The 24,441-nt window shown below is 72.3% G+C and carries 23 protein-coding genes; 8 read left to right on the top strand and 15 right to left on the bottom strand.

The features are described from left to right. Positions 1–141 precede the first annotated feature (141 nt). Positions 142–936: a GNAT family N-acetyltransferase gene (locus AB0K28_RS47385; protein ID WP_364384043.1), complete on the top strand. Its 795-nt coding sequence runs from the start codon at positions 142–144 to the stop codon at positions 934–936. Between the two features lie 104 nt (positions 937–1,040). Continuing rightward, positions 1,041–1,472, top strand: coding sequence for a nitroreductase family deazaflavin-dependent oxidoreductase (locus tag AB0K28_RS47380; RefSeq protein ID WP_345385208.1), 432 nt, complete (start codon positions 1,041–1,043; stop codon positions 1,470–1,472). 106 nt (positions 1,473–1,578) lie between these two features. On the opposite strand, the gene AB0K28_RS47375 is transcribed toward AB0K28_RS47380, so the two are convergent. From AB0K28_RS47375 to AB0K28_RS47340, 8 genes are read right to left on the bottom strand one after another with little or no spacing between them, the layout of a single operon-like run. After that, complete coding sequence (locus tag AB0K28_RS47375; protein WP_345385207.1) at positions 1,579–1,863, bottom strand: YciI family protein; 285 nt, start codon at positions 1,861–1,863, stop codon at positions 1,579–1,581. Positions 1,864–1,894: 31 nt separating this feature from the next. Then, entirely contained in the window at positions 1,895–2,788 is an 894-nt protein-coding gene (locus AB0K28_RS47370) for an amidohydrolase family protein (protein ID WP_364384039.1), read from the bottom strand. Between the two features lie 5 nt (positions 2,789–2,793). Next, on the bottom strand, positions 2,794–3,945 hold the full coding sequence (locus AB0K28_RS47365; protein ID WP_364384036.1) for a VWA domain-containing protein: 1,152 nt from the start codon (positions 3,943–3,945) through the stop codon (positions 2,794–2,796). Continuing rightward, a complete protein-coding gene (locus AB0K28_RS47360; protein WP_364384033.1) occupies positions 3,938–4,822 on the bottom strand; it encodes a MoxR family ATPase in 885 nt (294 codons plus the stop codon). Before AB0K28_RS47360 ends, AB0K28_RS47365 begins: the two co-directional genes overlap by 8 nt. Then, positions 4,812–5,822: a molybdopterin cofactor-binding domain-containing protein gene (locus tag AB0K28_RS47355; RefSeq protein WP_364384030.1), complete on the bottom strand. Its 1,011-nt coding sequence runs from the start codon at positions 5,820–5,822 to the stop codon at positions 4,812–4,814. The genes AB0K28_RS47360 and AB0K28_RS47355 overlap by 11 nt, the downstream gene beginning before the upstream one ends. A 10-nt stretch (positions 5,823–5,832) precedes the next feature. Continuing rightward, on the bottom strand, positions 5,833–7,215 hold the full coding sequence (locus AB0K28_RS47350; RefSeq protein WP_364384027.1) for a molybdopterin cofactor-binding domain-containing protein: 1,383 nt from the start codon (positions 7,213–7,215) through the stop codon (positions 5,833–5,835). Further along, positions 7,212–7,775, bottom strand: a complete 564-nt coding sequence (locus AB0K28_RS47345) for a (2Fe-2S)-binding protein (protein WP_364384024.1) — start codon at positions 7,773–7,775, stop codon at positions 7,212–7,214. The genes AB0K28_RS47350 and AB0K28_RS47345 overlap by 4 nt, the downstream gene beginning before the upstream one ends. An 11-nt stretch (positions 7,776–7,786) precedes the next feature. Then, positions 7,787–8,584, bottom strand: coding sequence for an FAD binding domain-containing protein (locus AB0K28_RS47340; protein ID WP_364384021.1), 798 nt, complete (start codon positions 8,582–8,584; stop codon positions 7,787–7,789). 83 nt (positions 8,585–8,667) lie between these two features. Between AB0K28_RS47340 and AB0K28_RS47335 the strand changes: the two genes are divergently transcribed. The 4 genes from AB0K28_RS47335 (at position 8,668) to AB0K28_RS47320 (ending at position 13,287) form a co-directional block, all read left to right on the top strand. Continuing rightward, positions 8,668–9,369: a GntR family transcriptional regulator gene (locus AB0K28_RS47335; RefSeq protein WP_364384018.1), complete on the top strand. Its 702-nt coding sequence runs from the start codon at positions 8,668–8,670 to the stop codon at positions 9,367–9,369. A 258-nt stretch (positions 9,370–9,627) separates the two neighbouring features. Then, positions 9,628–10,023: a hypothetical protein gene (locus tag AB0K28_RS47330; protein WP_364384015.1), complete on the top strand. Its 396-nt coding sequence runs from the start codon at positions 9,628–9,630 to the stop codon at positions 10,021–10,023. Positions 10,024–10,085: 62 nt separating this feature from the next. After that, complete coding sequence (locus AB0K28_RS47325) at positions 10,086–10,427, top strand: hypothetical protein (protein WP_345385197.1); 342 nt, start codon at positions 10,086–10,088, stop codon at positions 10,425–10,427. Positions 10,428–10,545: 118 nt separating this feature from the next. Then, a complete protein-coding gene (locus AB0K28_RS47320) occupies positions 10,546–13,287 on the top strand; it encodes a toll/interleukin-1 receptor domain-containing protein (RefSeq protein ID WP_364384012.1) in 2,742 nt (913 codons plus the stop codon). Here AB0K28_RS47320 and AB0K28_RS47315 read toward each other — a convergent pair. Then, positions 13,278–14,108, bottom strand: a complete 831-nt coding sequence (locus tag AB0K28_RS47315; RefSeq protein WP_364384009.1) for an alpha/beta fold hydrolase — start codon at positions 14,106–14,108, stop codon at positions 13,278–13,280. The genes AB0K28_RS47320 and AB0K28_RS47315 overlap by 10 nt on opposite strands. An 81-nt stretch (positions 14,109–14,189) precedes the next feature. On the opposite strand from AB0K28_RS47315, the gene AB0K28_RS47310 reads away from it, so the two are divergent. Then, entirely contained in the window at positions 14,190–14,909 is a 720-nt protein-coding gene (locus AB0K28_RS47310; RefSeq protein WP_364384006.1) for a hypothetical protein, read from the top strand. Between the two features lie 139 nt (positions 14,910–15,048). On the opposite strand, the gene AB0K28_RS47305 is transcribed toward AB0K28_RS47310, so the two are convergent. The 4 genes from AB0K28_RS47305 to AB0K28_RS47290 form a co-directional block, all read right to left on the bottom strand. Further along, complete coding sequence (locus tag AB0K28_RS47305) at positions 15,049–17,541, bottom strand: Hsp70 family protein (protein ID WP_364384003.1); 2,493 nt, start codon at positions 17,539–17,541, stop codon at positions 15,049–15,051. After that, positions 17,538–17,963, bottom strand: coding sequence for a hypothetical protein (locus AB0K28_RS47300; protein ID WP_364384000.1), 426 nt, complete (start codon positions 17,961–17,963; stop codon positions 17,538–17,540). Before AB0K28_RS47300 ends, AB0K28_RS47305 begins: the two co-directional genes overlap by 4 nt. Positions 17,964–17,967: 4 nt before the next feature. Next, positions 17,968–19,869 carry a hypothetical protein gene (locus AB0K28_RS47295; protein WP_364383997.1) on the bottom strand — a complete coding sequence of 634 codons (1,902 nt, stop codon included), beginning with the start codon at positions 19,867–19,869 and terminating at the stop codon, positions 17,968–17,970. Positions 19,870–19,996: 127 nt separating this feature from the next. Further along, complete coding sequence (locus AB0K28_RS47290) at positions 19,997–20,608, bottom strand: tetratricopeptide repeat protein (RefSeq protein ID WP_364383994.1); 612 nt, start codon at positions 20,606–20,608, stop codon at positions 19,997–19,999. A gap of 170 nt (positions 20,609–20,778) precedes the next feature. On the opposite strand from AB0K28_RS47290, the gene AB0K28_RS47285 reads away from it, so the two are divergent. Next, a complete protein-coding gene (locus AB0K28_RS47285; RefSeq protein WP_364383991.1) occupies positions 20,779–21,594 on the top strand; it encodes an FHA domain-containing protein in 816 nt (271 codons plus the stop codon). Positions 21,595–21,624: 30 nt separating this feature from the next. Here the strand turns inward: AB0K28_RS47285 and AB0K28_RS47280 are convergent, their stop codons facing one another. Both AB0K28_RS47280 and manD read right to left on the bottom strand, forming a co-directional pair. Next, entirely contained in the window at positions 21,625–23,175 is a 1,551-nt protein-coding gene (locus AB0K28_RS47280) for a glycoside hydrolase family 31 protein (RefSeq protein WP_364383988.1), read from the bottom strand. A 45-nt stretch (positions 23,176–23,220) separates the two neighbouring features. Beyond that, on the bottom strand, positions 23,221–24,429 hold the full coding sequence (gene manD, locus AB0K28_RS47275; RefSeq protein ID WP_364383985.1) for a D-mannonate dehydratase ManD: 1,209 nt from the start codon (positions 24,427–24,429) through the stop codon (positions 23,221–23,223). Positions 24,430–24,441: the final 12 nt, after the last annotated feature.

Raw genomic sequence — 24,441 nt, 5'->3', positions numbered from 1 at the left:
CCTGCAAATGAGGGTGACAGCCGACAAACCTCCAAGACGGGCATGAACGCCGCATGAACCACCATCGGCGGCAGCGAGAACAGTGCACGCAGGGTGAAATGCGTTTGAGGAGGTACGGGGGCGCCGGTTAGCGTGCCGTTCATGACCCCCCTCGTACGGCACCGCCTGACCCGCGAGCAGACCGGCCCCGCGCTGCGCGCCCTGAGCGAGTGGACCCCGGCCGACCTGCCGGGCGGCGGCCTCCATCCCGGCGACGTGGGCTGGTACCTCCGCTTCGACGACGCGGTCGTGCACCTGTGGAGCGCCGGCGGGACGCCGGTGGCCGTCGGGTTCCTCGACGGGCACGTGCTGCGCGTGACCGCCGCGCCGGACGCCGACCTGGCAGCCGTCGCGGCGGACGCCGAGGAGGTGCTGGGGCCGGACGACGACCGTACGGACGGGCTGCCCATGCCCGGATGGACCCGCGACACGGACGAGCCCTGGACCGCGCTGACGTGGACTCCGCGCCCGGTCACCACCCGCGCCGAGCTCGTCGGCCCCGGCACCGCCGCCGACCGGGTGCTCGTGCAGCGCGCCGCGTTCGCCGGCTCCACGTTCACCGTCGAGCGCTGGCAGGCGATGAAGCGCTCGCCGGCGGGCGGGCTCGTGGTGGAGACGCTCGTCCGCACCCCGTCCGGAGCGCCCGCCGCCGCCGCGACCGGCTGGTTCGCCGGCGAGGGCAGGTGCGGGCTGCTCGAACCGGTCGGCACCGACCCCGGCCACCGCGGCCACGGCTACGGCCGCGACGCGGTGCTGGGCGCCTGCGCCGCGCTCGCCGAGCGGGGCGCGAGCGCGGTCGCCGTCGTCACCCCGTCGTCCAACGAGGGCGGGGTGGCGTTCTACCGCTCGGTCGGCTTCACCGTCGTCCGCGAGAACCTCGACTGGGCACGCGCCTGACGAAAACGCGCCTCGGCGGGCCGAAGGTCTCTGGGGCGCGCGGGCTTTCGGCCCGTCGTCCAGCGGCGGGAATGAGCGCGGCGGGCCCGTTGTTGATCTCGGGCATGGCTGATCAGAGCGTTGAGCTGAGCCCCACCGACTGGGTACGCGACCAGACGAAGAAGATCCTGGAGGCGGGCACCACCGAGGTGGCCGACATCCGGGGCTTGAAGGTGGTGCTGCTGACCTTGCGCGGCGCCAAGACCGGCAAGCTGCGTTACACGCCGCTCATGCGGGTGGAGCACGAGGGCAGCTACGCAGTCGTGGCCTCCAACGGCGGCGCCGCCGAGCACCCGACCTGGTACCACAACCTCAAGGCCCACCCGGAGATCGAGCTCCAGGACGGCGCCGTCACCCGCACCTACGTCGCCCGCGAGGCCGACGGCGACGAGCGGGCGGCCTGGTGGGAGCGGGCGGTCGCCGCCTTCCCGCCCTACGCCGAATACCAGGAGAAGACCGACCGGCTCATCCCGCTGTTCGTGCTCGACCCGAAGTGACGGTGACCGCCGCCGTCGCCCGTCCGGCACTAGGAGGCGACGGCGGCGGAGCTCATCAGGCGCCGGCGTTCATCAGGTGCCGGCGTTCATCAGGTGCTGGCGTTCATCAGGTGTCGGCGGCGAGCGCGCCGACCGTCACCCGCCACTCGCGCAACCGGCGGTCCTTGGTGACGTCGAGCTGTGTGTAGGGGTCCTGCTCGACGAGCGCCTGCGCCGCGCTCTCGTCCTCCGCCCGCAGCACGATCATGCCGCCCGCCAGGTCCGTGTACGGGCCGGCGGCGACGAGGCTGCCCTGCTCCCTGAGCTTCTCCAGATGGGCGACGTGGTCATCGCGGCGCTCGGCGCGCAGCGGGGTGTCGTGGTAACCGTAGGTCAGAACGAACAGTGCCATAACGGTGCCATTCCTTTCAGCGTTGTACCTGTCAGCTCTCCAGCCCGTACACCCGTCGGGCGGTGCCGGCGAAGACCGCCTCCTGGTCGCCGGGCGGGAGGTGGGCCAGCGCGTCCTTCCACGCGCCGACCAGTGGGGGCATGGTGGTCCAGAGCTTCTCCACGGGGAAGTTGGTGCCGAACATGGCGCGCCCGGCGCCGAACCGGCCGATCACCTCGTCGGCGACGAGCGAGATGAGGCCGGGGTCCACCCGGTGCACGAACGTGCCCTGCCCGGTGAGCTTGACGACGACGTTCGGCAGCCCGGCCAGCGCCGCCAGCCCGGAACGCCACGACGGCACGTCCGCGTCGCCGATGAGCATGCCCGCGTGCACGAGCACGAACGTGACCTCGGGGAAGTCCGCCACCAGCTCGGCCGCGTCCGCCATCTGCTCAGGGAAGACCTGCAGCTCGAACAGCCAGCCGAGACCGGCGAGCGCGCCGACGTTCTTCCTGAACACCGGGTTCTTCGTCCGGTCGGGGGCGTCGGCGAAGCGGAACTCGGGCCGCTCGTGCCAGTGCAGCTGCTGCCGCACGCCCCGCACCAGCGGGGTGAGCGCGGCCTGCCGCCGCATGACCTCGGGGGCGTCGTCGGCGAACATGTCGGCCGCCGCGACGACCGCCGTCGGCCAGCCGCTCTGCTCGTGCACCTCGCGCAGCCAGCGCACCTCGTCCTCGACCCGGTCGAGCGGCCAGTTCGTCTGCACGTAGACGGACTGGGTGATGCCGCAGGCGGTGGCCTCGGCGACGTACTCGTCGATCAGGTAGTCGCGCCTGATGGGCTCGTACGGGCCGAAGATGCGCGGCACCATCGGCCCGGACAGCCACGGCTGGTCGGCCACCCGCCAGATGTGGTGGTGCGCGTCGACGATGGGGCCCGTGTACATGACCATCACTCCCTGCCCAGAAGCCGTACCTGCTCGTACGCCGTGCGCAGGTCACGGACGCCGGCCAGCGCGTCCAGGTGGCCCAGCACGGCCGACATGCCGCGGGTGACCGGCCGGTACGCCGGGTCGCAGGCCAGCGGCGACCACCACAGCAGCCGGTGGCCGAGCAGCGACAACCGCCGTACGGCCGCCCGCATCGGCTCGCAGTCGCCGCGTTCCAGGCCGTCCGACAGCACGATCACCAGGGCGCCGCGCGCCATCGTGACGTAGCGGGCGTTGCCCAGGAACTCCTGCAGCGCGGCGCCGATCCTGGTGCCGCCCTCGGCGTCCAGGACGACCTCGCTCAGCGCGGCGACGGCGGTGTCCACCTCGCGGGCCCGCAGCGCCGCGGTCACCCGGGTCAGCCGGGTGCCGAACGTGAACACCTCGGCCCGCTCAAGCCGGGCGGTCACCGCGTGCGCGAAGCGCAGGTAGGCGGCGCTGTGCTGCTTCATCGAGCCCGACACGTCGATGAGCAGCAGCACCCGGCGGTGCCTGCGCGGCCGGTCACGGCGGCGCAGCGTCACGATCTCGCCGTGGGTGCGCCAGGACTCGCGGCAGATCCTCGCCAGGTCGATCCACGGGCCGCGCCTGGCGGGCCTCCTGCGGCGTGAGCGTACGGACGGCACCGCGCGGGGCAGTTCCCTGCGCAGCAGCGTGAGCAGCGCCCGCTCGTCCTCGCTCGCCGCACCGAACATCGGACGCCGCTCGCGCTCGGCCCGCCCTGCCTCGCGGCCCGCCCGGCCGCCGAGCGCCGCCGCGAACGGCGACTCGTCCCCCTTGCCCTGCGGCGCGGGCGTCTCGTCCTCGGGGGACTCCTCGTCGGGGACGTGCCGGGTCCCTGCCGTCCCGAACCAGCGCTCGAACGTGGGGGTGTAGACGTCGAGGTCCTCGCGGGCGGCGGTGAGCGTGCTCGCCCCGATCCAGTACAGGTGCGTGACGTCGCGCGGGCCCACGGCCTCGATCGCCCGCAGGAACACCAGCCGCTGGGGGACCGGCACCCGCAGGCCCTGCTCGTGCAGGTCGCGCAGGAACCCGTGCACGTGCTCGGCGACTCCTTCGGCGAACTCGGGCCCAGTCGCGGGTGCTGTCGCCGGCCCCTTTCCGGGGTCAGTCACAGAACACCTCCGCCGCGTGCCGTTCGACCAGGGCCAGGTCCTCCTCGTGCTTGACGAGCAGCCCCGCCGACCTGCGCATCGCCTCAGGCCAGCTCGCCCCCTCACCGGCCAGCGTGCGCACGCCGCGCGCCCACGACGTGGACTCCGCGATGCCCGGCCGCTTGAGCAGCGCGAGCGCGCGGATGCGGTGCACGGCGTCCACCAGGCGGGCGGCGCTGCGCTCGTCCAGCCCCGGCTCCTGCGCCCGGATGATGGCCCGCTCGCGGTCCGCGTCGGGGAAGGGGATCCAGTGGTAGAGGCAGCGGCGCTTGAGCGCGTCGTGCAGCTCGCGGGTCCTGTTGGAGGTGAGCACGACGAACGGCACGCTCGCCGCCCGCATGGTGCCGAGCTCCGGGATCGTGATCTGGAAGTCGCCCAGGAACTCCAGCAGGAACGCCTCGAACTCGCTGTCGGCCCGGTCGATCTCGTCGATCAGCAGCACCGCTCCGGACGCCGCCCGCAACGCCCGCAGCAGCGGCCGCTGGAGCAGGAACTCCTCGCGGTAGAGCCGGCCGACCTCGCGCCCCTCCACCTCGGCGGCCCGCAGTGACAGCAGCTGCTTGGGGTAGTCCCACTCGTACAGGGCCTGGGAGGCGTCCAGGCCCTCGTAGCACTGCAGCCGGATCAGCTCGCGGCCGAGCACCCGGGCCAGCACGTTCGCGATCTCGGTCTTGCCGACGCCCGGCTCGCCCTCCAGCAGCAGCGGCAGCCCGAGCACGCCGGCCAGGTGCACGGCGGTCAGCAGACCCTCGCCCGCGAGATAGCCCTCCGCGCCGAGCCGGCGGCCCAGCTCGTCCTGGTCGGAGAGCAGCGCGTCAGCCGGCCCCTCAGGTCGCACGGCCGGCCCGCAGCTCATCCAGCCCGCGCAGCACCTTCTCCGGCGTGAACGGCATGCTCGTCAGCCGTACGCCCACCGCGTCGTACACCGCGTTGGCGATCGCGGGGATCGGCGCGTTCGCCGTCATCTCCCCGATCCCCTTCGCCCCGAAGGGCCCGTTGTCGGCGGGCCGTTCGAGGAGCACGCTGGTCTGCGCCGGGATGTCGGCGGGCCCCGGCATCAGGTACTCGGTGAAGTCGAGCGGGCCGTGCTCGCGCGAGTGCGGATAGTACGGCTCCGTCGACTCGAACAACGCGTGCGACAACCCCATCCAGGCGCCGCCCTCCACCTGCTGCGTCGCGATGGCCGGATTGAGCGCCCTGCCCACCTCGTAGGTGTTGTAGAGCCGCAGCACCTCGATGACGCCGGTCTCGTCGTCCACCTCGACCTCGGCCACCGTGCACGCGTGCGCCTGGCAGGAGTCGGGGTCCATCTCCCCGGTCTCCGGCACCACCGGGCTCGGCTCCTTCAGGAACATGCCCCGGCCCGAGATCGTCCGGCCCTGGCGGAAGTGCGCGGCCAGCGCCACCTCGCTGACGTGGATCTTCTTCTCCGCCGAGCCCTTGAGCCGGACGTAGCCGGTGCCGTCGGTCTCCAGGTCGCCCGCGTCCACCTCCAGCTCGTCGGCGGCCACCTGCAGCATGACCTCCCTGGCCTCGCGCGCCGCCATGATCACCGCGTTGCCGACGCGGTGCGTGCCGCGGCTGGCGAACGTCCCCATGCAGTGCGGTCCCGTGTCGGTGTCGGCGGTGTCGATGATGACGTTCTCGATGGGGATGCCCAGCGTCTCGGCCGCGCACTGCGCGACGACCGTCCGCAGCCCCTGGCCGAGGTCCACCGAGGAGAGCGTCACCACGAAACCGCCCATGGTGGTGGCGTGCACCAGGGCCTGGGACGGGTCGCCGCCCAGGTTCATCCCGGTCGGGTAGTTGACTGCCGCGTACCCACGTCCGCGCCGCAACGCCATCTGCTCAGCCCTCCGCTCGCTCGGTGGACGACATCGCCCGGTACTCGGGTGGCAGCTCGTGCCCCACCAGGTCGGCGGCTCGCTGGATCACCTCGACCAGCGCCGTGCCCGACGCGATCTTGCGGTGCGCCTTCATGTCGCCGTCGCGGTAGGCATTGAGCAGCCGCAGCCGCAGCGGGTCCATGCCCAGCTCCCTGGCCACCAGGTCCATGTGCGACTCCAGCGCGAAGTCGCCGATCGTCACGCCGAAGCCGCGCATGGCGCTGGACGGCGTGCGGTTGGTGTAGACGCAGTAGCAGTCCACGTGCACGTTCGGGATCGTGTACGGGCCCGGCATGTGCGCCGCCGCCTTGGTGACGCCGTAGGGGCTGTGCCGCGAGTACGCGCCCGCGTCCACGTACAGCCTGACCTGGCGGGCGACGATCCGGCCGTCGTCCATCACGCCGTCCTTGATGTAGATGCGCTCGGCGGCGCGCGTGGACGACACCTGCATCTCCTCGGCGCGGCTGTAGACGTACTTGGCGGGCCGGCCGGTCAGCAGGGCCGCCAGGCAGGCCAGCGGCTCCACGATGACGTCCACCTTGCCGCCGAAGCCGCCGCCCACGGTGCCGCCGACGACCCGCAGGTCGGTGGGCGGGACACCGAGGATGAGCGCGGTGTTGTCGAGGGTGAAGAAGGCGGCCTGCGTGTCGCTGTGGATGCGCAGCCGGCCGTCCCCCTGCGGGACGACCACGCAGCCGGTCGGCTCGGTCGGCGCGTGCTCGATGGGGGAGGAGTCGTAGCGGCCCTCGATGATGCGGTCCGCCTCGGCGAAGCCCCGCTCGACGTCGCCGAAGCGGACCCGGCGGCAGTGGTGGCCCTCGTAGACGAAGTGGTTGGTGCCGGCCTGCTTGATGATCGGCGCGCCCTCGGCCAGCGCCTCCTCGACGTCGAGCACGGCCGGCAGGTCGGTGTAGTCCACCACGACCCTGGCGGCGCCCTCGCGGGCGGCCTCCTCGGTCTCGGCGACCACGGCGACGATCGGCTCGCCCCGGTACAGCACCCGGTCCTCGGCCAGCACCGGCTCGTCGTCGGGGCCGACTCCGATCAGGCGGAGGACGACGTACCAGTTGTTCGGCACGTCCTCGTGGGTGATGACGCGCAGCACGCCCGGCACCTGGAGGGCGGCGGAGACGTCCACGCCGTTGATGCGGGCGTGGTGGCGGGTGGAGCGGTGGATCTTGACGTGGGTGAGGCCCGGCGGGGTCATGTCCTCGAAGAACGCCGTGCGGCCCGTGACGTGGGAACGGGCGTCAGAGCGCTGGACGGGGGCGCCGATGACGGTGAAGTCGCCCGTCCGCTCCTGGGTGAAGTACGCGGTGTCGATGGGGGTGAGGCGGGGCGTCATCGGTCGGCCCCCGCGGTCTCGGGCGTCGCGGTCTCGGGTGTACCGGGCCCGGGTGTACCGGTCTCGGGTGTACTGGGCTCGGCGGTCGCTTCGCGGCGGCGTTCCGCGGCCGTCAGGACGGCGGTGATGATCGGCTCGTAGCCGGTGCAGCGGCAGACGTTCCCGCAGATGGCCTCGGCGACCTCCTGGCGGCTGGGGTCCGGGTTACGGTCGAGCAGAGCGGTGGCGGACATGATCATCCCGGGGGTGCAGAAGCCGCACTGCGTGGCGAACCCGTCCACGAACGCCTGCTGCACGTCGCTGAGCCGCTCGCCGTCCGCCTGGCCCTCGATCGTCTCCACCGCCGCGCCGTCCACCGTCACGACGGGGATCAGGCAGGCGACCACCGGCCGGCCGTCCAGCAGCACCGTGCAGCTGCCGCACCCGCCCTGCGCGCACCCGCGCTTGGCGCCCATCAGCCCTAACGTCTCACGCAGCGCGGCCAGCAGCGTGGTCGAGGGCCGGGCGATCAGCTCGCGTTCGGCGCCGTTCACCTTGAGCGTGACGATCCTTGACGGCATGCGTTCCCCTTTCAAGCCCCGAGCAGGGCGCGACGCAGGTGGACGGGGTAGACCCTGGCGCGGTACCAGGCCGAGGCGTAGGCGTCGCCGACCGGCTCGAAGGCGTCCGCCTCCGCCGCGCGGGCGACGGCCTCGGGGGTCAGCGGCTCGCCGAGCAGCGCCCGTTCGGCCCCGGTGGCGCGTACCAGACGGTGGGTGAGCCCGCCGACGGCCAGCCGTACGTCGGCGACCACGCCGTCCTCGACCATGACCCTGGCCGCGACCGTGACGATGGAGCCCGAGTTGAGCCGCCGCCTGGCCGCCTTGTGGAAGCGGAACGTGCCCGGTGCCGGGGCGGTGAACCGGATCCGCGTCACCAGGTCGCCCTGGGGCAGGCCCTCGGCCGCGACGCGCTCCAGGGGCTCGCGGCGGGCGCCGTCCGCGCCCAGGACGTCCAGCTCGGCGTCCAGGGCCAGCAGGGCCGCCGCGAGGTCGCCGTACGGCTGCGGCACGAAGAGGTTGCCGGCCACGGTGGCGAGGTTGCGGACCGGCGGTGCGGCGATCGAGCGCACGCAGGGGGACAGGTAGGGGAGCCGGGGGTCGTCCTCGACGTCGGCGAGCGTGGTGGCCGCCCCCAGGGTGACCACGCCGTCCTCGGCGTCGATGCCGCGCAGGCCGGCCTTGCGCAGGCTGACCAGGCGTACGTCGGTGCCGGCGGTGTCGTCCAGCTTGGCCATCAGGTGGGTGCCGCCGCCCAGGGGGAGTGCGCCGCCTCGGAGGTAGGCGTGCGCCGCGTCGGCACTGTCCGGCATCTCGACCGATATCAGCATCTGCGCTCCAATTATCGATATCGATAATTTGAACGTAGATGAGATGATTCGAGAGTCAAGAGGGGATTTTGGAGGGAGGTCTGGTGCCAGAACCCACGGCCCGCACAGCCCATCCGTCCACCGCGCCGCGCTCCGCCCGGCCGACCCTGAGCCGGCAGATCCGCGACGGCCTGCTGCGCAGCATCGTCACCGGCGAGCTGGGCGAGGGGGAGCGGCTGATCGAGACGAAGATCGCCGCCGAGTACGGCACCAGCCAGGCCCCGGTCCGCGAGGCGCTGCGGCAGCTCGAAGGGCTCGGCCTCATCGAGAGCAGGCCCCGGCAGGGCAGCCGCGTGCTGCCCTTCGCCGAGCAGACGATCCGCGAGGCGTACATCATGCGGGCGGCCCTGGAGGAGACCGCGACCCGGCTGGCCATGCTGGCGGGGGCGCTCCCGTTCGACCTGCTGGAGGCGGCGGTCGGGGACATGTACGCCTGCGCCCGCGCCGCCGACATGACCGGCATCGGCCTGGCCAGCGCCCGCTTCCACCGCCACGTCGTCCAGGCCGGCGGCAACGGCCTGCTGACCCGCGCCTGGGAGGCCCTGCAGATCGAGGCCCGCACGGCCATCGCCCTGATGGTCACCGGCCCCGAGCTGGAAGGCGTCGCCGACGAACACCGCGACCTCCTGGACGTCATGCGCACAGGGGACGTCGAGTCGGCCTGCCGCCACGCCAGGGACCACCAGTGGGCCTACGCCGACACCCCCCACGACGCCTACGGCACCCCCCGCCCCCAGAAAACCTGACCCCACCCAGACGTGAACGGCCAGGACGAGGGCCGGCTGTCCGGCTTCGTCGCCAACGGCCAGGACGTGCTGCGCCGCAACCCGCTGAGCTCGTTCCCCGCGGGCCCGCCCACGCCGCCCTGCTGGTGACGGCCGACGTGGACGAGCGGTTCCGCGTCGCGGCCGACGTGGTGATCGACGGCTTGCTCGCCCGATCCGGCCGGACCGACTGTGGAGGTTGAATGCCCTTTTCGTACGGTCTGGGCTATGGTCGGGCTTATGACGGGACCGTGGGGCACCACGACACCACGAGGCTCCCTCGCGCGGTGCGGCGTGATGGGCCTGCTCCTGCTGTCCCTGCTGGCGGCCGGCCTGATGACCGGCGCCCACAACGGCTGGTACGAAGCCGACCAGGTCCCCCGATCGGCCCTGGCCCCCAGCAAGACCAGCGACGAACACGCCGGCGACGACGGCCTGTCGAGCCTGCCACCGCAGGCGTCCAGCGTCCGCGAACATCCCGTGCTGACGCTGTGGCCGCCCCTGCGCGGCATGCGGCACGCCGAGGCCGCCCACCTCGCGCTGCTGCCCGCGCCACGTCCCGAAGGGGACCTGACCGGCGACCCCCAGCAGTTCGGGCACCGCACCGCGGGCTCACGCAGCCCACCCCTGATCTGACGCCACCCCTGTCTTCACGATCACCGTCACTCCAGCGTGCCGCTGGAGCAACCCCGTATCCGATGGGGACGCCGTCCTTTCCCTTCGCGTCCAGCGAGGAGCAGATCAGCGTCATGGCCGACGACAGATCAGTCCACACCCACCTGCAGCACTACACCGAGCACCTGGAGCGGCTCGAGGAGCTGCGCGAGCTGCTCGACGACCGGCTCGCCGCCACCGACCCCGTGCTCGACCGGGCCGCCGCCGGCCGCATCAGGGCCGCACTCGAACGCATGGACCGCGGGCTCTACGGCATCTGCCGGGGCTGCGGGACCTTCATCTCCTTCGACCAGCTGCTCCAGGCGCCGGACCGGCCGTCCTGCGACGCGTGCTCGCAGCTGCGCGGCCAGGAGGAAGCCGCCTAGCCTGGGGTGTGACCTAGGAGGTTCCCCAGTCGAGGAGCGTTCCGGTGCCGGAAGGTGAGGCCGCGACCTAGGATGCCGGTCACCGACCTTCAGCGATCGGACGGCGGTGAGACGTGCGATGAAGCGGGACGCCTCCCAGCAGGCCGGCTACGACGTGTTCATCTCCTACAGCCACAGCCGGGACACCGGGCTGGCCGAGGCGCTGCAGTCCGAGCTGCAGCGCTTCGCCTGCCCCTGGTACCGGCCCAGAGCGCTGCGCGTCTTCCGCGACAAGACGGACATGGCGGCCAGCCCGCAGTTATGGCCGGAGATCGAGCGGGCACTTCGCGTGTCCCGGTGGTTCGTGCTCATGGCGTCCCCTGCCTCCGCCGCCTCCCCCTGGGTGCGCAGGGAGGTGGAGTGGTGGCAGACCAACCGGTCGCCTGAGCGCCTGCTGATCGCGCTCACCGACGGGACGATCACGTGGGCGGGAGGCGACTTCGATCAGGCACGTACCGACGCGATCCCGCCGTCCCTCTCACGATATTTCGCCTACGAGCCGCTCTGGATCGACCTGCGGTCGCTGCGCCCGCCGCCTGGCACGACGGGGCGTCCCCGGCTGGGGGACGTCGTCGCCGAGTTCGCCGCGCCCGTACACGAGCGGCCGAAGGACACGCTGGTCGGCGAGCACATCAAACGGCAGCGGCAGACCAGACGGGTGGTCCGTCAGGTGATCGCGGCGCTCGCCACGCTGGCCGTCCTCGCGACCGCCGCCGCCGTGACGGCCGTCGTGCAGCGCGACGAGGCGGTCAGGCAGGCGCTGATAGCGACCGCCGGGCGGGCCGCCGCCGAGTCCGCGGCCATGGCGCCGGACCGGATGGACGTCGCGCAGCTCCTGGCCGTGGAGGCGTACCGGATGTGGCCGGACGAGCAGACCCGCGCGGCGCTGCTCAGCGCGGTGACGGCGAGCCCCGCGCTGGTACGCCATCTCCAGGCGGGCGCCCCCGTCTCGGCCGTCGGCGGCTCCCAGGACGGGCGGGTCGTCGTCGCGGGCACCCGTGACGGACGGGTGCTGTGGTGGCGGGCGGTGGACGGGGCGCGGGCGGGCTCCGCCGAGCTGCCCAGGCCGGTCAAGGACGTCGCCGCCGACCGTACGGGCCGGGTCGTCGCCGCCACCGACGGCACCTCCGTCCTCACGACGCCCGCCACCCGCCTCCCGAAGACATGGGGCGGCCCCGTGGACGCCATCGCTCTGTCACCGTCCGGCCGCTTCCTGGCGGTGGTCGTCCCCGGCCGGCTCACCAGGGTGGATCTCACCACGGGCGCCCGGCGCACCACGCGTACGTTCGACAGGCCCGTGGACGTGGCGATGCCCAGCGCCTCCACGATCGTGGTGGGCGACGTGGCGGGGCAATGGGAGTACTACACGGGCACGAACCTGCGGCTCACGCTCAGCTCGCGCCACTCGGTGATGGGCGCGCACGGCTTCGCGCCCACATTCTCCAGCAACGGCGCCTACTTCACCCACACCCGCACCAATGGCGGGCCCATGCCGCTCTATCCGACCATCCGGCCGCTGTCGATCACGAACGACTCCGCACCCAAGGAAGCGCGGTCTCACGGCAACTCGCCCCAGGCGATCGCCCTGAGCGACGACGGCCTGCACTTGGCGGTGGCCGACGGCACCGCGATCTACGTCTCCTCCGTCGATCTGAGGGGCGAGCAGGTCACGCTGCCCGGCAGTGGTGCAGTGATCGAGGGCGGCCTGCGTTTCCTCGGCGACCGCGATCACCTCGTGTCGGCGGCCGGGGACGTCGTCACGGTATGGGATCTGCAGCACGCGGGACGCATCGGGGAACGTGCCAAGGTGAGCCTGTACCGCTCGTGCAGTGGTTGCGACGCGCCGCGAGCCGAGGTGAGCGCCGACGGCACCCGCGTGGCCGTGCAGACCGTGGGTGAGATCGTCGCCGTGCACGACTGGGATCGGCGGGGCAGCCAGACCTTCGAGGGAGTGGGATGGCTTCTCGGGTGGAGCGCCGACGACGTCCGGCTCTTCACCGCCCAGACCGACCACCTGGAGACGCTCGACACGCGGGACCTGACGCGCGCCAGGAGTCCCTTCAGAGATGAGCTGCCCGGCACTCCGATCGCCGTCACCCCGGACGGGCGTGACCTGCTGACCCTGAGCGACACGGGCGCTCTTGAGATCCGCGACGCCACGACCGGCGTCACACGCGCCAGGATCCCACCGCCGAAGCAGGTGACGGGAGCCTACCGGTCGGTCGTCGACTTCGAGCGGGGCATCGTCGTGGCCCAGGGCGCCGTCGGGACCACGGCGTACGCCGTCCTGTACGACCTCGCCGAGGGCACGAGCCGCGTCATCGGATCCGGCTCCTCCCAGTACGTCGCGACCGGCGGCGGCAACGTCGTCGTGCAGCGCCGTGACGGCCCCCTCGAAGTGTGGGACGACACCGGCACCACGCTGCGCCGCACGATCCCCCGCGACACGACCTTCAGCCCTCGCGAGCTGCCCCCGCAGAGCGTCCCCGCCGTCAACGACACCCTGGTCGTCCAGCGCAAGTCGGACGGGGTGATCGTGCTCACCGACCTCGGCACCGGCACCGACGTCGGCACCCTGCGCCTGCCCGGCTACTGGGTCCAGTTCAAGACCGCGATGCGGCTGACGGCCGACGGCTCCCACCTGATCACCGCGACCGACCCGGGCGGCTCCCCTGGGCTGCTCGTCCGCTGGCGCCTGTCGCCGTCCGCCTGGACCGCGGCCGCCTGCGCCGCCGCCGGCAGGAACCTGACCCCGGAGGAGTGGCGCCGCCACATCGGCACCCCGCCCCCGGACGACCTGTCCTGCACCCGTCAGAGGTAGCGGGCCAGGAAGCCGAGGAGCGTGCGGGCCAGGGTGACGCGGTGGTCCGACAGGGCGTGGTCGGTGGGCAGGACCTCGTGGTGCAGGCGCTTGACGGGATGGGCCCGGTACGCCGCCACGAGGGGGTCGTGGTGCACTTCGGACGGGGTGACGTCGTCGCGGCCGGTGCCGATGAGCAGCACCGGGCGGTCGGCGAGCAGCGGCGCGAGCCCGGCCAGGCGCCATGCGTCCCCGGCCGCCTCCATCTCCGCCACCAGGGCCTCGCCGCTGGTGCCCTGGAGCGGGCCGAGCGAGTCGGCGAACGCCTCCGTGTAGACCCCGCGATGGGAGGGATCGTCGCGGATGAGGGCGGCGACCGTACCGAAGTCGAACCCGGCGATCGAGGCGACGGCGGCGATGGACGGGTCCGCCGCCGCGGTCATCAGCGCGGCGAAACCGCCCAGGCTGTGCCCCACCACCGCGATCCGCCCGGGATCCAGGCGATGGGCGGAGGCGAGATCAGGCTCGCGCAGCCTGGACATCACGGTCGCGGCGTCCTCCAGCACGTGGGCCCATGACCAGGACCCGCCGACGCCCCACGAGCCGCGGTAGTGGAACACGAGCGCCGCGTACCCCGCCCGGCGCAGCGCCTGCGCGAGGTCGAAGTTGCGCTCGTTGCCGGGAAAGCCGTGCAGCAGCACCACGACGGGATGCGGCCCGGGCCCGGCGGGCACGTGCAGGACGCCCAGCAGGTCCGTGCCGGCGCTCTCGAAGGTCAGCGCCGGGGTGGTGGCCGGGAAGCCGGGGTCGAGCGGGGGGTCGTCGGCGAGGGGGTCGGTCATCGTTACGCTCCCAAAAAGGCGATTCGGTAGGGCCGGTAGCAGCATGCCCTACCCGGCCCCGATATAGAGGGAGAGGACCGCATGGTGAACACGCTGAACCTATGGCGCCGGCCGCTGGGCGAGGTGCCCGGCGAGGTCTGGGAGCGTACGGACCTGGAGGTGCTGATCCTCGCCGAGACCGGCCTCAAAGCCCTCCCGCCCGAGATCGGCCGCCTCCACAAGCTGGTCACCCTCGACCTGGGCCACAACGAGCTGACCACCGTGCCGGACGAGCTGGGCGGGCTGACCGCCCTGAGCGGCTGCCTCTACCTGCACGACAATCGCCTGCGCGAGCTGCCCGGCACGCTCGGCGGGCTGAGAGGGCTGCGCTACCTCAACGTCGGCGAGAACGAGCTGACCGCCCTGCCGGAGTCGCTCAGTGGCATGGCCTCGCTGATCGAGCTGCGCGCCCAGCACAACCGGCTGACCACGCTGCCCGCCGGTCTCGGCGAGCTCTCCCGGCTGCGCGAGCTGTGGCTGCGCGGCAACGCGATCGAGCACTTGCCGCCCTCGGTGGCGGGCCTGCGCGAGCTGCGCCACCTCGACCTGCGCGACAACCGGCTCGCCGAGCTGCCGGAGCCGCTCGCCGGCCTGCCGCTGCTGCGCCAGATGGACCTCAGGAGCAACAGCCTCACCGAGTTGCCCGGCTGGGTCACCCGCATGCCCGCCCTGGAGAAGCTCGACCTGCGCTGGAATCCCTGCGACCCCGACCCGTCCCTGCTGGCGGAGCTTGAGCAGGCCGGCTGCGTCGTCCTCACCTAGGTCTCACCGTCGGGCAGCCGCTGTCACGGCTGGCGGGCGGGCGCGGCCACCGCGTGGTCGCCGGCATGCCGCGAGCCCGTCGCGGTCTGACCGTCACCGCCGCCCGGCCGGCAGCACCGACAGCGCGGCGGCCGGGCGATCAGGTGGCCCGCACCGTACTCAGGCTGGGCGGCGGCGGAGGTTCGGGGAGCAGGGACCGCAGCTCGATGTTGATGGACCGCAGGCGTTCCTGCTCGCCGGTGTCCCGGGCGTGTTCACCGTCGCGGATGAGGCGATCCGCCCTGGCCTGGTGACGCATCTGTTTCCTGAGGCTCGTCAGGTCCTGGAACACCAGCGGCTGCAACACCCCGGCACGATCCAGCACTCGCAGGGCGTGATCACGCAGCTGATCGGTGCGCTGACGTAGCAGGTCGCCGTCGCGGGACCGCACGGCGTCGGCGATCTCCCGTTCCAACAGCGGCAGGTCGTCACGGTCTGAGGGACTGCCATGCGCGGCCACCAGGTCGCGGACCTCGGTCATCAGGGATTCGGCCGCGCGCACGAGCTCGGGCCAGGCCAGCTCGTCCTCCACGGCGTCGAGGGCGAGCTGCAGGTCCAGCAGGGCCTTGGCGGCATGGGCCACCTCTTCGGCACTGTGCAGGGCGGCCTGGACGGTGCGGTCCAGCTCTTCGAGCATGCCTTCGTCGTCCACGCGCTGGAGCAGCAGGGTGGCCACCGCGTTCTCCACGGAGCGGCATCGGTCACGCAGCGCCGTGTGCCTGGCCCGTTCCGCGTCCGCGTCCAGCACCAGCTCGGCATGGTCGATCACCGGCTCGCTGAGCAGGTTGATGGTGGTCTCGAACGCCTGGTCCAGCAAGGGGACGAACGCGCTGACCTTCACCAGGCGGGACGCGTCGATCTCGATGGTCAGCCGTACTTCGCTGCCGGCGGGGACGGCCCTCGCCACCTGGTCCGCACTCACCTCGATGCGGCCGATGATCCGGTTGCGGTCCGCCCGGCCTCGCTCTCCCTCGAGCACGGGGATGCGGATGAGCCCGCCGCTGTGCCCCTGCTGCACGGAGACGGTGGTCCGCAGCGGCGCGGTGCGCCGGACCGGCAGCCGCGCGCCGCGTTCGACTAGTTCGCGCACCTGGTTGTCGACAAGGCCGACGCCGATGGCGTGGGTGAGCATGGGCTCGGTCTCCACGGCTCCGACGGTGTAGGTGAGCCGGTCGGGGCTGAGGCGATGCCGCGTCCCCGTCGTGTCGGTCAGCAGGACGGCGAACGTGTTCCGCCGGCCGTGCTCGGCGCGCAGGGTGCTGCTGAACTCGCCGCTGCGGGAGAGGGTGATCCGTCCGCTGCGCCAGGGCGGGTCCGACTGGTCGTTGACGAGCTCGACGGACATGCCGGCGGCGGCCGCGCCGTCGGGCGCGCTCACCCGGCCGATCACGACCGGGTCCAGGTCCGGGCTGATCCGCGGATACTCGCAACGCAGTGCGTAGACGCCCGGCTCCGGCGCGGCCGCCGTCCACTCGTCGGGGAGTGCCTGAGCGCCGGCGAAGATCGCGGCCCCGCTCGCGACGACGGTCATCGGGTCGTGCCCGAAGTCCAGCGGGATACCGAGTCCCCGCCGGGGATCGGCGAGCCGCTCGCGAAGGAAGGGCATGGCGGTCTGGCCACCCACCATGATCACCTTCTCGATGTCGCCCGGCTCTGCGCCCAGTTCGGCGAGCGCCGTGCGGCACAGGTTCACCGACCGGGTGACGAGAGGCTCGGCGAGTCGTTCCACATCCGCGCGACTCAGCTCGTGGTCGAACTCGAACCGCTGGCCCGTGTCGTCGGCGAGTTCGACGTAGACGTCGGCCGTCTTCGCCCGGGACAGCCGGATCTTCGCCAGCTCCGCGGCCTGCTTCAGGGTGGCGACGGCGGCGCGCCAGCGCGGGTTGCCGCGCGCCAGACCGGAAAGCTGCGGAACCTGGCGTACGGCGGCCGGAATCAGCAGGTCTTCCACGACGCGCCAGTCGAGCAGCTTGCCGCCCAGGAAATTGTCACCGCAGTGCCCGACGACCGAGAACTCCCCGTCGCGCAGCCGGATCACGGCCGCGTCGAACGTGCCGCCGCCGAAGTCGTACACCAGCCACGTCGCGTTCTCGTCGGTGGCCTGGAAGCCGTAGGCGTGCGCGGCGGCGGTGGGTTCTTGGATCAAGCGGGTGTGCTCCAGGCCGGCCAGGCCGGCCGCGCGACGGGTCGCCTCGCACGCGCTCAGGTCGAAGGCGGCGGGAACGGTGATCACCGCGGCGCGTACCTCTTCCCCCAGCCGGGCGGCGACGTCGGACCGCAGCGAGGAGAGCACTTCGGCGGACATCTGCTCGGGCGTCATGGTACGGCCGGAGGCGGGGAAGTGCTTGTCCTGGCCCGCCGTGCCCATGCGGAGCTTGAACTCGACGCAGGTGTTCTCCGGGTCGCGCTCGCTGCGCTCCCGGGCCGCCCGGCCCACGAAGAGGCGATCCCGGCGGTCGATCCAAATCGCCGACGGTGTCGTCTCGTCGCCGTCGTTGTTTCTGATCACCTCGGTGTGCACGCCACGCAACAGGGCCACCGCGCTGTTGGTGGTGCCGAGGTCGATGCCGACGTCGATGGTGGTCCTGGTCACCCTTGCTCGCCTTCCTTACCGCCGGCCTGGCCCGGCTCGTCCTCCTGCGGCACGCCGACGATGACCTCACCGAGCGCGATGGGGGCGTCGCGCAGGTACACCGCGGGCCGGACGGTCTCCACGACCTCGTCGTGATCGAGGCCGGGCATCGGTTGGTAGGCCAGGACTCGCAGCCGCAGCCCGGGGTCGAATGCGGTGCCCTCGTACGACCGCGTCGTGACGCCCACCTCGGACAGGGCGTCCAGCACGGCCTGGAGGTGCCGGTGCACGCCCGCGGGCAGACCGGCGGTCGACTCGATCTTGTTCCCCAGCCGCCACACGGCTGTGGCAAGTTCCGCCAGAGTGGCGGCCTCCATCACGACGGGCGCGGTGACGGGGCCAGGCGTGGGAACCTCGCCTCCGGTCCAGGGCTTGGACGGCATCACTTCACCATCTCCTTCTCCGGGCTGTGACGAGAACCGGCCAGAGCAGGCAGCCCAGCAGCAGCACGGCGCCGGCGCCCAGCGCCTGCCCGAGGCCGGTGCCGAGGCCGGCCACCAGGCAGGCCACGAGCAGGGCCGCGACCGCCGACACGAGGAGCGCCCTGCCGGCCACCCTGGACCGGCGCCCGGCCGGGCGGACGTCCGCCCTGTGCGAGTCGAGCAACGAAGCGGAGCTTCCCACTTCGGTGAACAGATGGCGGCAGGGGATGCATGAGGTCACCTCGAAGAGCATCTCGCCGGCCGGTATCAGGACCGGGGCGACCGATGGAAGGACCCGCCGGTTGCAGCGGTAACAGCGGTCCGCGGAGCCCAGGCGGATCCGGGGTGCGGCCGGCCTTGCCGCAGCGGCCGGCTGATCGGACAGGGCGGTGATCACCGCGGTGGCCTGCTCCCTTGTGAGAGTGTCGATGTTCTTCTGGATCGCCGCCCGGCTCTCGCCGCTCACCGCGACCGGCAGCGCCCTGCGATAGCCGTCGAGGGCGCCCTCGATGTCTTGGGTGTCGTTGAAGTACCGGGTGAGCAGCCGGCAGGCCGTCATGGCGACGCCGTCATGGATTCGGTCCGTCTCCGGGTCGTCCGGACGCAGCTCCCGCAGCTCACGCAGACCCGCTTCGGTGCCGACGAGCAGCCGGAACGCCTCCTCGTCGCCCTGCCAGGGCGACGGCTCCGTCCTCCGCGCGGCCTCAGCGCAGGCCAGGAGGACATCATTGCTCAGCAGGACGACGAGGTTCTCCTCGACCATGGTGCGCACGTGCGTGCTGCCCGCGAGCCAGCGGGCCGTCCGCAGGTGGGCCGTTGCCCTGATGACGCTGGGGTCGCGCGTGGCGGACCCGTTTCGCGCCAGGCTGTTGGCGCAGGCCACCGCACAGCCGTTGACCGCGGACGCCACCGCGTCGGCCGCGCCGCTCACCACGGGATGTTCCGCACCCAGAACGGCACGCAACACCTGCAGGTCGGGCTTCGTCTCGGCCAGCAGCGACGCAGCCGACCGCTCCAGTGCCGCCGGCTCGTCGTCGGGGCCGGCCGCCGCCTCGTTGCGGTGCCTGATGGCAGCGACCGTCGGGGCGGTGGCTCGGCGGAGGACCGCGTCGAGCACACCTTCGTCCGCCATAAATTCCCGCATGAGCGACACGTGACCGCGGGCCGCCTTCTCGCCTCCCTGCCGCCGCGCGGCGTCCACGGTGATGCCCGCGTGCAGTTCCAGCAGCACCGTCGGCAGCGCATCCCGGAACGCATCGCCGGACACCGTACGTAACCGGGGGTCGCCGAGCGCCCGGATGCGCTCGTCCAGCCACCGCCAGCACCCCGCGTCGTCGAGCACCATGCGCCAGTGGCGGTAAGCCCGCTGCCACAACATCCGGCGCCCCGAAGCGCCGATGGAGCCCTTGGCCTCCACCGCGTCGGCATGGTAGACGACGGCGAGATTGTGCACGGCGATGCTACGGGCGTCATCGTCGGGGGAGCGCTCGGCGCCGGCGCGCGTGCGCTGCTTGGCGAGCCCTTCCCACGCTTGGCGGGCCTTCATCAACCCGGCCCCGTCGCTCTCCTCCAGCGGCCAGAACCAGAAGAACTCGTCCACGACCCGTCGCACCGGGTCCTCCAGCCGCCGCAGTGCCTCGCGTACGGCGGCGTGGTCGGCGGGGGGCTTGAGCGGCAGCCACCGTGACCCCGGCGCCGTGACGCCGGCGGTGTGCTCTGCCCCCAGCGCCTCGGCCGCTCGGGCCTCGGACACCCGGCGCCGCACCTCACGCGGGGTTGCCGTCACTGCCAGCCCGCTGATCCGGAAGGCGTTGTGGCGGTACAGATCTTTGTCCGTGGCCACCTGCAGCCACGCCGGCACCTCCACCCGGCTCACTCCACTCTCTCGGCGGCCGTCCGTCCCAAAGGCGTTCACGGTAGCGCCACCGGTCCGGGACCCCTACCGACCGAACGCGTGGCGGCCGGGCGCGACGGCGGCCCGGACGGTGCTCTCCTCACCACCGAGGTCCCGAGTTGCGCAGCGCTATCTCGAGGTTGTTCTTGATGTCGTGGCGTAGCGGGTGCGCGGCAGGGAGCCGCGAGCTCCTGGCATGAGCCTGACGAAGCAGGTCGATCCCCGGGCCGATGGCGCCGGTGCTGAACAACGTCGCGCCCAGCGTGTTGCTCGTGAGGAGGGTCTCCTCGTGGTGCGCGCCCAGCTTGCGGGTGCGGCGTCGCAGGGTGTCCCGCAGGATCTCGATGCTCTCGTCGGTTCGTCCCATGACCGCCAGAGCGGCGGCGTAGTTGTGGGCGCAGCTCAAGGTGAGTCGGTCGTTGCGGCCGAGAGAGCCGATGCCCAGTTCCATGGCCTCGCGGTGCAGCAAGGCCGACCCGACGAGTTCGCGCTGCTGGTACAGCACCGAGCCGAGGACATTACGCAGGCCGATGGCCTCCCGGTGGTCGCTTCCGACGGCGTCGTCGCAAAGGGGCAGCAGAGCCCGGATCAGCGCTTCCGCTCGCTCGTACTGCTCGTCATCGTAGAGGGCACGTGCCTGGTCGATTTGCCTGATCAGATCCTTGGGGACCGCGCGCTCGCGCTTCCACAAGATCGCCACTTCCTCGTGCACATCGTGAACCGGTCGTTGCGCGAGTCCATTGTGGAGGACGTATCCGGCCGTTGACAGAGCGCGACCGGAAAGATCACCGAATCGTTGTCAAGCGCCGCATTGCCTGTCTTCGGGCCAGCCGGTGAGGGCTCCCATTGACTTCGAGCAAGGAGGACGGCAAAGATCGCGGCATGGCGTGGATTCAGCACAGGCCCTCCCGCAGCAAGGTGCACCTCCTGCCCAAATCGCCGGCCGACGACGTGGCCGGGCTGCCGCCCGACGTGCCTGGCACCCTCTACGTCAGGGGCAGCGGCGGCGGGATCAGGGTGGCGCCCGACGCCGGGTTCGAGGTGGTGTTCGGGCGCAGCGAGCTGGACGTGCACGTCTGCGTCGGCCCCGACGACCCGTACGTCAGCCGCCGCCACGGATCCATCACCCGCGAGCACGGGCACTGGGTCCTGCGCAACCTCGGCACCCTGCCGATCCGCCTGCCCGGAGGCCGGCTGGTGCTCACCGGGCACCGGACGCCGCTGACGGCCGCGTACACGCCGCTGTTCATCGTCGCGCCGGAGCAGGAGCACCTGCTCGAAGTACGGGTCGTCACGGCGGCCCCCGCGGCGCAGGAAACGCGCAGCCGCGAGGAGGCCGACACCCGCGAGCCGAACGGCTGGGCGCTCAGCGACGTCGAGCGGCTGGTCCTGGCCTGCCTGGGCCAGCGCTACCTGCGTCCCGAGCCGTGGCCGCAGCCGCTCACCTGGTCCCAGGTCGCCGACGAGCTGAGCCGCCTGCGCCCCGGCGAGCAGTGGACCGCCAAGCGCGCCGCCCACGTCGTCACCCAGACCCGCAAGCGGCTCAGCGCCAAGGTGCCAGGACTGCTGGAGGAGGAGATCCCGCCGCCGCTCGGCAACGCGCTCAACCACAACCTCATCACCGCGCTCCTGACCAGCGCCACGATCGGCCCCGCCGACCTCCGCCTGCTCGACGACCCTGAGGACCCGCACCCGTAGACCGCCGGACGTGACCGCCGGCCGGAGCGGTCACGTGCCAGGCAGCCGCTCGAACCGGGGAAGGCGAGTGAGGCCGCAGGCCACCGTGACCCGGGCGGGTCCCTCGACCACCATGCCGTCGTCGGCCCGCCAGCTCCCCTCAGGCAGGACGACCGCCCGCGAGGTGGCGCCTTGCGCGATCACCGGTGCCACGATGAGGTCGGGGCCGAGGAAGAACTGGTCGGTGACGTCGTCGAGGCCGGCCGCGTGGTACGCCATCGGCCGCACGATCGGCTCGCCCGTGGCGGCGGCGTGGTCCACCAGGCCGAGGAGGCGGGGCAGCAGCGAGGCGCGGACGGCGAGCGCGTCACGGACGGCGGCCAGGTGCACCGGGTCCAGCACGCGGGTGGGCAGCACAGAGAACTGCGTGATGGGGCTGAGCGCGGCGATCTGGGCGTACCGGACGAAGAACTCCTGATCGGTCGTCCCCTGCGCGGACACCGACCCGATCTCACCACCGCCGATCATGTCGGGACAGACGAACGGATGCCCGATCATGCCCTGCGCGAGCATCTCGGGGATCAGCGACCCGATCCCGGAGGGCCCCCACAGCGGCGGCTTGTCCTGCAGCCGCTGGACGAGCGGCTGCCCGCCCATCCGCCAGCACGCACGGAACTCGTTGTACGGATACCGCAGCCCCACCCGCGCCCACGCCTCGCACAGGTCGACCGGCTCGGCGGGCTCGGCCGTGCGGTCGCCGGCCCGGTAGTCGCGCACGTCGCCGGCGTCGAACTTGAAGCCGTCGATCCCGGTCTCCTCGACGAGCGCGTCGAGCCGGCCGGTGATCCACGCGACCGCGCCGGGGTGTGTGAGGTCGAGGGTGGCGCTGAACCCGTTCCACCACCGCCGGATCGCGGTCTCGCCGGCAGCGTCGCGCAGCAGCAGCCCTCGCCCTTCGAGCTCGCGGAATACGGCGGAGTCGGGGCTGACGAACGGCACCACCCACACCATCACCGAGCAGCCCAGCGCGTGCAGTTCGGTGACCATGGCGGCGGGGTCGGGGAAGCGGGCCCGGTCGAAGCGCCAGGTGCCGTAGTCCTCCGCCCACAGGTCGTCGATCAGCACGACGCCGGGCGGCATCCCGCCCTCCAGCAGGTCGCGGGCGAAGCGCAGCACGCCGTCCTGGGTCGGCGTGTACGGGTGCTCGATCCACGTGTTGTACTGCGGCCCGGAGAACAGCGCGCGGGCGGGGGCCCGCCCGGACGGCGGGAAGAAGCGCCGCGAGGCCGACAGGAAAGCCTCGCGCAGCGTGCCGCCCGTCCTGCCGACCTCGATGCCGCGCCCCGACAGCCGCAGGACATCGTCCTCGAAGGAGAACGCGAACGGCCGCTCCGACCACACCACCCGCCCCCGCGTGGACAGCAGCACGGGGGCGCTCTGATTGGACGGGCCGAGAGGCTCCCTGGGCGCGGCGAGGTCGCGGGCGAACGGCCGCGCGCCGAACGGCATCGACAGCCCGTCGTCCACCGAGCCGCCCCACCACCGCTCACCCGCCTCGACGGCCAGCTCCAGCACTTCGGACGTAGAGGGGTGAAACGTCATCGAGGACCTCTCGGGAGGGGGTGGCCGGAAACGGAGGAACGGGAGCTACCAGTTGAACATCGTGCCGTCCTCCAGCCGGCTGACCGGCAGGTACGCCCGCCGGTACGGGAACCGCTCCGCCACGTCGTCCCGGTAGTCCACGCCGAGCCCTGGCGCGTCGCCGGGATGCAGGTAGCCGTCGGCGAAGGTGTAGGCGTGCGGGAACACCTCGTCGGTCTCGGCCGTGTGCCGCATGTACTCCTGGATGCCGAAGTTCGGGATCGACAGGTCGAAGTGCAGCGCGGCGGCCATGGTGACGGGCGACAGGTCGGTGGCGCCGTGGCAGCCGGTGCGCACGTGGTGGACGGCCGCGTAGGCCGCCGCCGTGCGCAGGTGGGTGATGCCGCCCCCGTGCACGACGGTCATGCGCAGGTAGTCGATGAGGTTCTCGCGCAGCAGCAGGGTCGCGTCGTGGATGGTGCTGAAGATCTCCCCGACGGCCAGCGGCGTCATGGTGTGCTGCCGGACGATCCTGAACGCCTCCTGCTGCTCGGCCGGCACCGCGTCCTCCAGCCAGAACAGCGCGTACGGCTCCAGCTCCCGCCCCAGCCGGCCGGCCTCGATCGGGGTCAGCCGGTGGTGGGCGTCGTGCAGCAGGTGGACGTCCCTGCCGTACTCCTCGCGCACCCTGGCGAACAGCTCGGGCACGGTGGCCAGGTACTTCTCCGTGCTCCACGCGTCCTCGGCGGGCAGCCCCTCGCCGGCGGGCTCGTAGAACAGCTCGCCCCTGCCCACCCCGTACGTGCCCTTGAGCCCCGGCACTCCGGCCTGCACGCGCACGGCCTTGTAGCCCATGTCGAGGTAGCGCCCGACGGCCTCCACCGCCTCGCCGACGCTCTGGCCGTTGGCGTGGCCGTACACCATGACGCCGTTGCGGCTCGCGCCGCCGAGCAGCTCGTAGACCGGCACGTTGAGCGCCTTGCCCTTGATGTCCCACAGCGCCATGTCCACCGCGCCGATCGCGGTCATCGTGACGGGGCCGCGCCGCCAGTAGGCGCCCCGGTAGAGGTACTGCCAGATGTCCTCGATCTGGAACGGGTTGCGGCCGATCAGACAGGGGGCGACGTGATCGCGCAGGTAGGAGGCGACGGCCAGCTCGCGGCCGTTGAGTGTGGCGTCGCCGATGCCGTACACGCCTTCGTCGGTGCGGATGCGGATCGTCACGAAGTTGCGTCCCGGGCTGGTGACGAGGACTTCGACGTCGGTGATCTTCAAGCGGGCTCCTTC

The sequence above is a fragment of the Nonomuraea sp. NPDC049504 genome, from assembly GCF_040676845.1.
Taxonomy (GTDB): domain Bacteria; phylum Actinomycetota; class Actinomycetes; order Streptosporangiales; family Streptosporangiaceae; genus Nonomuraea; species Nonomuraea salmonea.
Note: the sequence above shows the minus strand (reverse complement) of the source record. Positions and strands in the feature narration are given on the sequence as shown.